Raw genomic sequence first — 11,835 nt, forward strand, 5'->3', positions numbered from 1 at the left:
TACTTAACCCACACGGGACATCTTGAGCATTTTCTTCAGATCTTTTAGCAGGTCCCTAGCTTGCATAATCATATATTCACGATCAGCAGAACCTTCATACCACATCACAATATTCCCGACTGGGTCGATAATGTAAAGGCTATTCGCAGGCAGCGTACTTAACTGCTCGTAAGTGTTTGGAAGTGCTTGATATACCACATTCGAGTCAGCTGGAAGCTCGGGTAAGTCGTCGTGCATAGTAGGCAAAATACCTACAGGTGTGACACGGTCGGTCATACGCCCTAATGCATGGTCGGTTTGACTGAGTACATACAAGCCACTGTCGCATGGTGCGCCACATCCTTCGGGAACTTGCATAGCAATTCGCCATGTATTCGGTAGCTGCTCGTTCTCTAATTCTTCAATTTTCAGGGGTGGGGTAATGAGGTTCCCAAGATTTGAGGCTCCTGAGTTATACCAGCCCATCTCAAAAAATAATTTAGCCACGGCAACAGGAAGAATGAAAATAGCCGCTACGATAAGTAGTGTGCGTCTGTTTTTTGTTTGTTGTGGTGTAGACATACTACGAGTCCTTAATGCTTGAATGACGTACTCGGCTAGCGAGTAGGAAAATAATTAGTGCAGCAAGCGCTAATCCGAACCATTGCACCGCGTATGCGTAGTGTTTGTGCGGTGGCATTACGACAACAGGCCATTCCCGCACCCACTGTGTTGCTTCTGAGCTCTCTTCTTGCGGTAAAAGTCGCACCATAAAGTCACTCACGTTAACGCTATCGTGCCGCTCTTTGATATGACGTTCCAGAACGGTTAACTCAGGGTATTGAATTCGAACGTACTGCTGTTCTGCATTTGCTGGCGCACTTTGCTCACTGAGTAAAAATGGAGCTTCTGGAATATACACTCTGCCCACAAATTGCGCTGTGTCGGATAATTGAAATTGTGGCATTTCGCTGCGTGTTTCGAGGGCAGCTATCCAACCGAAATTAACAGGTATGGTTAGTGAGCTGTCAGTTAGCTTAACGGGCGCAATGACATGGTAGCCCACTTGGCTATTATGAATTTGGTTTTCTACTAAGAATATAGGTGCTTGCTGGATACTACCGGAAAAGGCAACCCATTGGTCTTGTCTGGCTGAAAACGTGTGTGCGTTGTCAGCTGAAAGGGTAACTTCCCCTTGTGCATTGGCTGCTGAATTGCGGTCGATAATCGCTTGTTTTTCTTCTCCGCGAGATATTTGCCAAAATCCGAGCTTGATCATCAACACGATCGCAAGCAAAGTAAGCACTAAAGCAAACGGATTAAGCTTAAAATGAGAAGAACCAATGCGAAGGACTGCCATAACTACCTTTGAGGACCTACCGTGCTAAACATTATTTTAAAAGTGCTGTTAGTCGCACTACTGCTTTATGTCATTGTGAACTTATTTAGAGGCTTGTTCTCTGCCTTTAGTAACAACCCGGAACGTTTGCCTATGTCTCATTACATTGGTCGTAGGGTGCTTTTTTCTGTTGTTGTTATTGTGCTTGTTATTATTGCCCTAAGTAGCGGCATTATTGAACCGAATCCACGCCCCTACCCATAGGGGCGCGATTCATTACATGTTCCCTTATAAAATATAAACGAACACGAACAAGCAAATCCAAACCACATCTACAAAGTGCCAATACCAAGCGGCAGCCATAAATGCGAATTGGTTGTCCTTGTCAAAGTGCCCCGCAAGAACACGCCCGAACATGACGATAAGCAAGATTGCACCAAGCGTAACGTGTAGTCCGTGGAAGCCAGTTAACAAGAAGAATGTATTACCATAAATCCCTGACTGTAGCGTTAAACCTAAGTCGTGGTATGCGTGGTAGTACTCGTATCCTTGGAAGAACAAGAACACTAAACCTAAAGCGATGGTAATAAATAACCATGTTTTAAGGGTACCGCGCTTGCCAACTTCTAAGGCATGGTGCGCGAAGTGTAATGTTACCGACGAAATAACGAGAATAATGGTGTTGAGAAGCGGTAGACCAAACCAGCCCATAGCTTCGGTAGTTGTACCGTCTGGGGTAGTTGTGAGTGGCCAGATGGCTTCAAATGTCGGCCAAATAATCTCGCCGGTCATTTCGTTATTGCCTGCACCACCTAACCATGGCACAGCAATCATGCGTGCATAGAATAGGGCGCCGAAGAACGCGAGGAAGAACATAACTTCCGAGAAAATGAACCAGAGCATACCTTGACGGTAAGACTGGCCTAATTGGGTGTTATATAGCCCTGCGCGTGACTCACGAATTTGGTCGCCAAACCAGCCGACTAGCATTATTACTAAAACAAGTAAGCCTGCACCTAGTACATAGTGGCCAAAGCCGGCTTCTTCTTTCGAATATTCAATAGTGTAGTGACCTGCACCAAAGGCAATAAGGCCAAGTGCGATAGCGCCGATAATCGGCCAAATGCTTTGATCAGGTACGTAATATTTAGTTGGATTGTGTTCTGTACTCATAAGTATTCCTTACTCCGAACGACTGGCCGTTTGGCCGGACTGCGCTTGGTCGGTGATGTCATACATCACATAAGACAGTGTGAGGCGCTGAATTTCTTGAGGTAAATCTGGGTCAAGGAAAAAGCGCATCGGCATCACTGCAGTCTCACCGGCCGTAAGAGGTTGTTGCTCGAAACAAAAACATTCTGTTTTATTCAGGTAAAGTGAAGCTTCGCCAGGAGAAACCGAAGGTAGTGCTTGTGCCACACGATTCGTTGAACTGTGGTTATCTACAATAAAGTTCACTACCTTAATTTCCCCAGGATGCATTCTGACCGACCGTACTTCAGGTCTAAACGACCACGGTGCACCACGGTCGGCTCGGGTTGTAAATTCAACCGTAACCCACCGCGACTCGTCTACTTGCATACCCTCGCGTTCAGCTGCCGCTGTATTTTTTGTCGTGCCGTTAAAACCTGTAAGGTCGCAAAACTTTTCATACAGCGGAACCAGCGCGAACCCGAACGCGAACATAATGACTACCGAAGCCAAAAGCTTGGTAATAATGCTGCTATTTTCTGAATTCGGGTTTTGCTGGCTCATAACTACTTCACCTCAGGTGGCGTATCGAAGGTATGGTATGGCGCCGGTGAAGGTACCGTCCATTCTAAACCTTCCGCACCTTCCCATGGTTTCGCTGGTGCTTTTTCGCCTTTCTTCATTGCACACTTGAGTACAACTGCAAGGAAGATAAGTTGCGAGAAGCCAAACAAGAAACCACCGACACTGACTATGGCGTTAATGTCTGCAAATTGCAGTGCATAGTCTGGGTAGCGTCGTGGCATACCTGCTAAGCCAACGAAGTGCATTGGGAAGAACAAGATATTCACAGAAATGAGTGAACACCAGAAATGTAATTTCGCTAGGCCTTCGTCGTACATTACGCCAGACCACTTTGGTAACCAGTAGTACGCAGCAGCCATGATAGAAAACACCGCGCCACTTACGAGTACGTAGTGGAAGTGAGCAACAACGAAGTATGTGTCGTGGTATTGGTAATCTACCGGTGTGATAGCCAACATAATTCCAGACAAACCACCAATGGTGAACAGAATTACGAAAGCAATCGCAAATAACATAGGTGTTTCAAATGTCATTGCACCGCGCCACATGGTACTTACCCAGTTAAACACTTTTACGCCCGTTGGCACCGCAATCAACATCGTCATATACATAAACATCAACGACGCTACGGTTGGCATACCGGTGGTGAACATGTGGTGTGCCCAAACTAAGAATGACAAACCAGCAATTGAAGCTGTTGCATATACCATCGAGGCGTAACCAAATAACGGTTTGCGTGCAAACGCTGGAATGATAGCCGACACAATACCGAAAGACGGCAGAATCATGATGTACACTTCTGGGTGACCGAAGAACCAGAACAAATGCTGGAACAACACCGGGTCACCGCCCCCTGCGGCCGCGAAGAACGATGTTCCGAAGAATTTATCGGTTAACACCATGGTCACCACACCTGCAAGAACCGGCATAACAGCAATTAACAGGAACGCTGTAATAAACCAAGTCCACACGAATAGTGGCATTTTCATGTAGGTCATACCCGGAGCGCGCATGTTCATAATGGTTACAATCACGTTGATTGCACCCATAATCGAAGACATACCCATAATATGCATCGCGAAAACGAATAGTGCGGTTGAGTCGGCACTATAAGTCGTAGAAAGCGGTGCATAGAACGTCCAGCCAAAAGCCGGGCCGCCGCCTGGAACAAACATAGAAGAAAGCATGATTAAGAAAGCTACTGGCAAAATCCAGAAGCTCCAGTTATTCATGCGCGGTAAAGCCATATCTGGAGCACCAATCATTAGTGGCACCATCCAGTTCGCTAGACCGGTAAAGGCTGGCATAACCGCACCAAATACCATAATAACCCCATGCATGGTGGTCATTTGGTTAAAGAAGTGCGGGTCAATAACTTGCATACCCGGCTGGAACAGTTCCATACGGATCATTAATGCGAATGACCCGCCGAGTAAGAACATAATAAAACTAAACCACAAATAAAGCGTACCAATGTCTTTATGGTTGGTCGTAAAGATCCAGCGCTTTATTCCGGTTGGTTTGTGGTCGTGATGCTCGTCATGGGCATCATGTGCGTCTGCAACTACAGTACTCATAGCCAGCTCCTCTTATTGATTGCCCTGAATGAAATTATGGATGTCTGCTGGCTGAACCGCATCACCCGTGTCGTTACCCCAAGCGTTTCGCTCGTAGGTAATAACTGCTGCAATTTCACTCATAGACAGAGAGTTCTGGAACGACTGCATGGCTGTGCCTGATACACCGTTCACCACAATATCAATGTGTTGAGTGCGATCACCAACTGAAACCCCTTCACCCGCTAAGCGAGGGAATACGCCAGGGATACCCTGACCGTTAGGTTGGTGACACGCTGCACATTGAGCCAAATAAATATTGCGGCCTGTTTCCATGAGTTGGTCCATAGACATGTTCATAGAAAGTAGGCGTTCTTCTTCCGCTCGCTCCGCTGCTAAGCGCTCTTCTTCCGCATTAATCCACTCTTGGAATTCAGCCGGCTCTTTCGCAATAACAACAATCGGCATAAACGCATGGCCTTGCCCACAAAGCTCTGCACAAACCCCACGATAAATTCCGGGTTCGTTAACGCGTGTCCACACTTCATTGATGTAGCCTGGGTTTGCATCTTTCTTAATCGCAAACTCCGGAACCCACCACGAGTGAATCACGTCTTCAGAGGTAATTAGGAAACGAACTTTGGTATCGGTTGGAATAACTAATGGGCGGTCTACTTCCGAGAGGTAGTTCTCGGTTTTAGGTAAACGACCATAAATTTGTTCGTTCTGGGTGGCTAGAATACTTTGGAACTCAACGTCATGGTCTAGGTAGCTATAATGCCAACGCCATTGTGAGCCGGTAACCACTACCGTTAAATCAGAGTCATCCGTATCGTCCATTTCAAATAAGGTTATGGTCGCTGGAACAGCCATCGCAACCAGTATTAGAAATGGAATAACGGTCCATGCAATTTCCACTTTTACATTGTCGTGGAATTTAGCAGGCGTTACGCCTCTAGATTTACGGTGACGGAATATCGAAACAAACATGGTTCCGAATACTAGAACACCAATGACCACACAGATGTAGAACACCAGCATGTGTAAACCATACACGTGCTGACTCATATCTGTACTGCCTTGTGTCATGTTTAATTGCAGGTCGTTCGCCCATGCAACTGGCGTTGCAACAAGCGCCAACAACCCTGCAAGCAGGCTTGTGCGTCTCGTTTTCACTCGACTTCTCCTCTTTCTCCTTAGGCCTAGTTGAACACCGGGGATATTCAGTCAGACGAAAAGAACAAAGAGGTCAACAAGAATAGGAACCGCTTTCCCCTGAAATCACAATTCTTGCGTAACCCTTTGTTGTTGTTTTTATTACTGCGAAAGTTCGCACATTTATTGTTTTTATTTCACTTGTACAGGAAAGCAACTTTGGATGTTCGGCAGCTACAATCTTGCACAAATTTCGTTGCGAGGAACAAAATACCACCAAAGATGTTAATAAAAAAGGGGCTGTTGTTAACAGCCCCGGGGAAAACCCTACAAAAGGGTTAGTGGAGTGGTTGAATACTGGTCGGGTTTGTGAAAAGGAAGTTAATGCTCTGGCTGTTGCGTGCCGCGAGCTGTAGCCGTTTTTGGTCGCGCTCAGAGACATTATTTAACCAGGCAATAACCAGCTGGCTGTTATCGAGTAAAAGAGCCTGTTCTGTAGCCCATACAGCGGTTTCAATACTGTTCGACGTAATACAACGGATCCGACCAGTTGGAATACCCGCAATTTCTAGCTGCTGAAGAAATTCTCTGGAAGGTTTTCCAATTAAAGTCACCCATTGATTCGGTTGCTGGCGCATAGTGCTTACCGCGGCCCACAACTGACTCTCTTGGTTTACCGCTTGCGCCTGCTTAGCGCTACTCTCATGACCCCATAAGCCAGGGTGAGAAATTTTCTTGGATACTAATGAATGTTTCATAACCAACCTCCGTTGCGCACAACCCCAACAGCTAACCCCTCTATAGTGAAAGGTTGGTGTTCTAGGTCGACACGAATAATAGAGAACTCTTCATTTTCAGGGTGTAAAAGCACAACTCTGCCCTGACGTTCAAAACGCTTCACGGTGACTTCTTCGTCTACACGCGCTACGACAACTTGCCCGTTTCTTGCTTCATTTGTTTTATGCACTGCAAGCAAGTCGCCGTCTAAAATGCCAATGTCTTTCATACTCATGCCTGAAACACGAAGTAAGAAGTCTGCACTGGGATTAAAAATACTTTCGTCTAGCTGGTAACGAGACTCGACATGTTCTTGAGCTAAAATGGGCTCACCTGCGGCTACACGACCAATCAGCGGAAGACCCTGCGCTTCAGCGATAATCTCTGCCGGAGCAGCTTCCTGAAGCAAACGAATGCCGCGAGAGGTGCCTGGTACCATTTCAATAACACCTTTCTTCGCTAGTGCTTTAAGGTGTTCTTCGGCAGCATTCGCTGAGCGAAAACCTAAGCGTTGGGCTATTTCCGCTCGAGTTGGGGGAATGCCGGCTGCTTCAATATGGTCTTTAATAAGCTCGAGTATTTCAGACTGTCTTGGCGTTAAAGGTCTCATTTCATTACCTGTTTATTCGTACAGTATGCTGTCAGTATATACAGTATTAACTACTGTGCAACTTTTTTATGGAAAAAAGTTTTGATTCGGAAACATCGAATAACTAGTGGTATGATCCATACTTACGGTTTACATAGCAGAACGCTTGGAAAAATATGAACGACAGCAGCACCCATATTTCTTGGTTTTTCTATCTTTTAAAGTGGCCTTTAAAGCTACTCACACGTTTTAAGGCTATTGCGGACTCCCATGACGAGGTGCCTTCACAGCCCGACCATGTGGTGTATGTTATGCGTTCGCCGTCGGCAGCGGATCTTGTGGTGGCTCGCCAGGCTGCAAAAGAGCTGAACTTACCCGACCCGACCTCGACCTTCGAAGTCAAAGGGCGCGAATTTCCACGCGTGTTATATGTAGAAGACGACCGTCACCGTTTAGAGTATGACGCCATTGAGCCTTTCTCAGAAATACTCGACCTGCACAATAAGTTCGATGACCTAAACGTACTCATGTTTCCCGTAGGCATGTTCTGGGGACGTGAACCGGGTAAAGATAAGCGAGACAGCAAAACGATTACCGCAGACATCGACGTTCCAGGTAAGTGGAAAAAATTCATGCTGGTGCTGTTTTCCGGGCGTAGCGTACTTGTTCGTGTATCAAGACCTGTGAGCCTTAGAAAGATGGCCGACGACTTCAAAGGCGATAAAAATCTCGCTCGCAAACTTAAACGTGTCGCACGAACTCATTTTGCCCGACTTCGCCATGCCGTTGCAGGCCCAAAACTGACAGGCCGTAAAGAAATTATTGCCGAGTTACTTCGCCTACCTGCTATTAGAAAGGCTATTTTGGAAGAAGCGAAGAGCAAGCACATTAGCGAAGAAAAGGCAGAAAATGTAGCGCGCCAATATTTAAATGAAATTGCGGCTGATTACCGAGAAGGTTTGGTACGCTTTGGTGACCGCTTCCTGTCTTGGTTATGGACCAAAATTTATCGGGGCATATCAGTAAAGAACAGTGCTGAAGTTCGCGAACTCGCTCAAGACGGTCATGAAATTGTTTATGTTCCATGCCACAGAAGCCACATGGACTACATCCTACTTAGTTATGTTATTTACAAAGAGGGTTTAGTACCACCACACATTGCTGCTGGGGTGAACTTGAACTTCTTCCCGATGGGGCCTATTTTCCGACGCGGCGGTGCGTTCTTTATTCGTCGTAGCTTTCGTGGCAACAAACTTTATTCCACAGTATTCCGCGAATATTTAGGCCGCCTTTTCCAGAAAGGTTACGCCATCGAATACTTTATGGAAGGTGGTCGTAGCCGAACGGGTCGTTTACTTGCTCCAAAAACGGGCATGTTAGCTATGACCCTGCAGGGCCAGCTTCGCGGCATTAGTCGACCTATTAGCTTAGTACCCGTGTATGTCGGTTACGAGCACGTGATGGAAGTAAGTACTTACCATAAAGAGTTACGTGGTAAGAACAAAGAGAAAGAGTCCATTTTCCAAGTCTTTGGCATTTTGAAGAAGCTTCGTAACTTCGGAACGGGCTATGTTACCTTTGGCCAACCGTTGCGCCTTAGTGACTATTTGGACAACGTGGTTCCAGACTGGCGTGATTCAGTAACCAAAGGTACAGAAGAGCCTGCTAAGCCACGATGGCTTACGCCTTGTGTAAACCAATTAGCGGGGCTTCTTATGCAGCGCGTTAACGAAGGCGCTGCGGTAAATCCTATCAACCTTGCGGCAATGTGTTTACTTGCAACAGACAGACAGCGCTTAAGCAAAGACGAACTTATGGCGCAAGTAAGTGCTTACATTAAATTGCAGCAGGAAGTGAAGTTTAGCGCTTGGCTGCAAGTACCTGAAGCAGACAGTGATTTAGAGCACATGTGGAACCACTTAGTGGAAATGAACAAATTCCATGTGGACAAAGACGATGCCGGAGAAGTTGTACGGCTCGACCAAGTGCAAGCTTTAAGCATGACTTATTATCGCAACAACATCTTGCATGCGTTTATTATTCCTGCACTAATCGCAAGATATGCGCGAGGCCACCACAACTTTACTTTGGACGCGGTAAAAACGTTTGTATTGAAAGTTTACCCAATGATACAAGCCGAACTCTACATGCCGCATACCCAAGAGCAGGTTGAGCTTTATGTAAATGCGCTATGCGAGCACTTTGTGTCGGTAGGGTGGTTCACTGAAACCAAAGACGGCTACGCCATTGCTCAGCGCGATCAAAATGAATACGTACAGTTGGTCATGCTTGCTGACGCGGCAGGGGAAACACTAGCGCGTTATGCAGTAGTTTTAGAGCTACTACAGCATTCAAGTTCATTGTCGCGAAGTGATTTAGAGAAATTCAGTGAAACCGTGGCTATGCGGTTAGGCTCTCGCCATGGTATCGACGCACCTGAGTTCTACGACAAGAAAGTATTTAGTACATTGGTGAGTACACTGAAAACCGAGGGCTATATTGTAGTGGCTGAAGACGGTTCTTACGTTTCAGATGACCGAGCTACTGTACTCAGTGAAGAAGTAGACTTTCTGATGGGAAGTGCGGTGCAGCTCACCATTAAAGAGTCGACTAAACGACTTTTAAATGACCAAGCTGCCCCCAATGCTATAAAGGCTTAACAGGTTTCAAGGTGCCTCAAACAGAGGCACCAAAAGGAACCGGTAGCCAATAATGCAACGCTAAACCAATCGCGAAAATCATGCCAGCATAATGGTTTTGACGGAAAGCTAAGAAGCATGCGTCCGTGTCGCGATTGCGAATAAGAATAAGCTGCCAGAAAAATAATCCTGCCATACCTATTAATCCACCCCAATACGCGTATGTTGCTTGCATGGTGTAGCCCACATAAGCGAGTAAGGCGACGGCCAATATTTGCAGCAATGCGATAAATGGAATGTCGTATTTGCCGGTTAAAATGGCGGTCGATTTCACTCCCACTTTAAGGTCGTCTTCGCGGTCAACCATGGCGTATTCTGTGTCATACGCCACAGTCCAAAATAGATTAGCGACAAACAGTACCCAACATACCAGCGGTAGAGAGTTGGTTGCAGCCGCAAATGCCATGGGTATAGACATACTGAATGCAGCACCCAGAATAAATTGTGGGCCATGAGTCCAGCGTTTCGTAAAGGGGTAAAGTATCGCCAGCGCAGCAGCTATAAATGCCAGAATTATGGTGAGCTTGTTGAGTGTGAGAACTAAAAGCAGTGCTAAGAAAATAAGTATGGCGAAAAGCACAATGGCTTCGAACGAGGAAACAGCCTTTTTCGCTAATGGCCTTTCTTTTGTTCTTTCCACCTGGCCGTCAATATGGCGGTCAGCGAAGTCGTTGATTACGCATCCGGCGGAGCGCATAAGGAAAACACCCGCAGCAAAAATAACCACTAAACGAACCGATGGGTCGCCGTTTGCAGCAATAAGCAGCGCCCAAAAAGTGGGCCATGCCAAAAGCCAAGTGCCAATGGGTTTGTCCATGCGCATTAAGGCGCGGTATGCGTCTAAACGATTCATCGTATCACTCCTAGATTGATGCCTTACTCTCAGCATAGCAAGGTGCTGCAGAAAGGAACACTTCAGCGACTAAAATAGGACCATTTTGTAGATGAAATAGTCGTCTTCTGCCAAACAGCGAAGTTACTGAGTTTGCATGTAAAGTATTGTCTAATCTCACGACATTGCTAGCTTGGTCAAACTGAGCAACCTGAATATCGCCAGGAACAATAGAGGAGTTTTGAAATAACACTTCACCCAAAGGGTTATTTCCCATTTCTGCTAATGCTTGATCTTCGTCACTCAATGACGACACCGGTAACACTGAACGAGCAAACACCCAAGACTCATCGTCGCTGTTGAGCAATACTTCACGCACAATGCACAGGTGCGTGTCGGTAATACCCAAAAACTGAATCTCAGAATTGTGCGCGTGAAGCTGTTGTTGGCCTAATAACTCTACACGAAAATTATTGGACAACGCCTTTAGTTTTGCGGTTAGAGAGCCCGCATCATTTAGCCAACTATTCAGGTTCGGTTCTAGTTGCGGTAGCTCGGTTTGCCAGCTCGCTTCCATACCTACGGGAAAAAAAGATTTTATTTGCATGTAAAATTCGATCTTCGTAACAATAGAACTATCATACCTGAAGGACAATTTTGCTTCAGCACTTGCTGAACTTGCCGATACCCTAAGCAACTTAAAAAGGAAGTCATGCATGATACCAAGGTTATTAAAATTACTGCTGATTATGAGCATTGCGGTGGCGACAGTGTTACCTTTTACGGCTTCTTCACAAGACGCTCAACATGCTTATTTCGGTTTCGAGCCTGACATAACCACTAATTACTTAAAGTCGCCGGGCGACTCAAGCTTAGGGTATATTCGTGTTGCAATTGAAGTGCGTGTACCAAGTACGCAAGAGTTAAGCATGATTGAGTACCATGCGCCGCTTTTGAGAAATGCGTTTATTCAGGTGTTAAGCACAGAAACTGAAGCAAGAATACGTTCACTTACTGGCCGTGAAGAAATTCGATTAGCGTGCTTAGAAGTTGCTCAAGAACTTATTCGTAGAGAAACAGGCGAAGACATTATTCGCGACTTAATATTCACCAAGTATATTTACCAGTAGCGA

General features: G+C 46.0%; 13 protein-coding genes. 3 read left to right on the top strand and 10 right to left on the bottom strand.

The window, feature by feature from the left end; all coding sequences use genetic code 11:
* Window positions 1-3 precede the first annotated feature (3 nt).
* Window positions 4-561: a hypothetical protein gene (locus EYQ95_RS09095; RefSeq protein ID WP_111915359.1), complete on the bottom strand. Its 558-nt coding sequence runs from the start codon at window positions 559-561 to the stop codon at window positions 4-6.
* Between the two features lies 1 nt (window position 562).
* The gene (locus EYQ95_RS09100) at window positions 563-1,339 is read right to left on the bottom strand and encodes an SURF1 family protein (RefSeq protein ID WP_111915358.1); all 777 of its coding nucleotides are present in this window, start codon (window positions 1,337-1,339) and stop codon (window positions 563-565) included.
* 21 nt (window positions 1,340-1,360) lie between these two features.
* Here EYQ95_RS09100 and EYQ95_RS09105 point away from each other — a divergent pair, with 21 nt between their 5' ends.
* On the top strand, window positions 1,361-1,582 hold the full coding sequence (locus tag EYQ95_RS09105; RefSeq protein WP_207916306.1) for a DUF2909 family protein: 222 nt from the start codon (window positions 1,361-1,363) through the stop codon (window positions 1,580-1,582).
* A gap of 24 nt (window positions 1,583-1,606) precedes the next feature.
* On the opposite strand, the gene EYQ95_RS09110 is transcribed toward EYQ95_RS09105, so the two are convergent.
* The 6 genes from EYQ95_RS09110 to lexA form a co-directional block, all read right to left on the bottom strand.
* Window positions 1,607-2,491 carry a cytochrome c oxidase subunit 3 gene (locus EYQ95_RS09110; RefSeq protein ID WP_111915357.1) on the bottom strand — a complete coding sequence of 295 codons (885 nt, stop codon included), beginning with the start codon at window positions 2,489-2,491 and terminating at the stop codon, window positions 1,607-1,609.
* 9 nt (window positions 2,492-2,500) lie between these two features.
* Entirely contained in the window at window positions 2,501-3,073 is a 573-nt protein-coding gene (locus EYQ95_RS09115) for a cytochrome c oxidase assembly protein (protein ID WP_111915356.1), read from the bottom strand.
* Between the two features lie 2 nt (window positions 3,074-3,075).
* Entirely contained in the window at window positions 3,076-4,671 is a 1,596-nt protein-coding gene (gene ctaD / locus EYQ95_RS09120) for a cytochrome c oxidase subunit I (protein WP_111915355.1), read from the bottom strand.
* A gap of 12 nt (window positions 4,672-4,683) precedes the next feature.
* Window positions 4,684-5,826, bottom strand: coding sequence for a cytochrome c oxidase subunit II (gene coxB, locus EYQ95_RS26760; protein ID WP_111915354.1), 1,143 nt, complete (start codon window positions 5,824-5,826; stop codon window positions 4,684-4,686).
* 317 nt (window positions 5,827-6,143) lie between these two features.
* The gene (locus EYQ95_RS09130) at window positions 6,144-6,563 is read right to left on the bottom strand and encodes a hypothetical protein (protein WP_111915352.1); all 420 of its coding nucleotides are present in this window, start codon (window positions 6,561-6,563) and stop codon (window positions 6,144-6,146) included.
* Window positions 6,560-7,192, bottom strand: a complete 633-nt coding sequence (lexA, locus tag EYQ95_RS09135) for a transcriptional repressor LexA (RefSeq protein ID WP_111915351.1) — start codon at window positions 7,190-7,192, stop codon at window positions 6,560-6,562. The genes EYQ95_RS09130 and lexA overlap by 4 nt, the downstream gene beginning before the upstream one ends.
* A gap of 155 nt (window positions 7,193-7,347) precedes the next feature.
* On the opposite strand from lexA, the gene plsB reads away from it, so the two are divergent.
* Window positions 7,348-9,831 carry a glycerol-3-phosphate 1-O-acyltransferase PlsB gene (gene plsB, locus EYQ95_RS09140; protein WP_111915350.1) on the top strand — a complete coding sequence of 828 codons (2,484 nt, stop codon included), beginning with the start codon at window positions 7,348-7,350 and terminating at the stop codon, window positions 9,829-9,831.
* A gap of 16 nt (window positions 9,832-9,847) precedes the next feature.
* Here the strand turns inward: plsB and ubiA are convergent, their stop codons facing one another.
* Entirely contained in the window at window positions 9,848-10,723 is an 876-nt protein-coding gene (ubiA, locus tag EYQ95_RS09145; RefSeq protein WP_111915349.1) for a 4-hydroxybenzoate octaprenyltransferase, read from the bottom strand.
* A 10-nt stretch (window positions 10,724-10,733) separates the two neighbouring features.
* The gene (locus EYQ95_RS09150; RefSeq protein WP_165831967.1) at window positions 10,734-11,309 is read right to left on the bottom strand and encodes a chorismate lyase; all 576 of its coding nucleotides are present in this window, start codon (window positions 11,307-11,309) and stop codon (window positions 10,734-10,736) included.
* 109 nt (window positions 11,310-11,418) lie between these two features.
* On the opposite strand from EYQ95_RS09150, the gene EYQ95_RS09155 reads away from it, so the two are divergent.
* Window positions 11,419-11,832 (top strand): flagellar basal body-associated FliL family protein, encoded by a 414-nt coding sequence (locus tag EYQ95_RS09155; RefSeq protein ID WP_111915347.1) that lies wholly within the window; start codon window positions 11,419-11,421, stop codon window positions 11,830-11,832.
* The last annotated feature ends 3 nt before the right edge of the window (window positions 11,833-11,835 follow it).

The organism is Lysobacter sp. N42 (assembly GCF_004344885.1).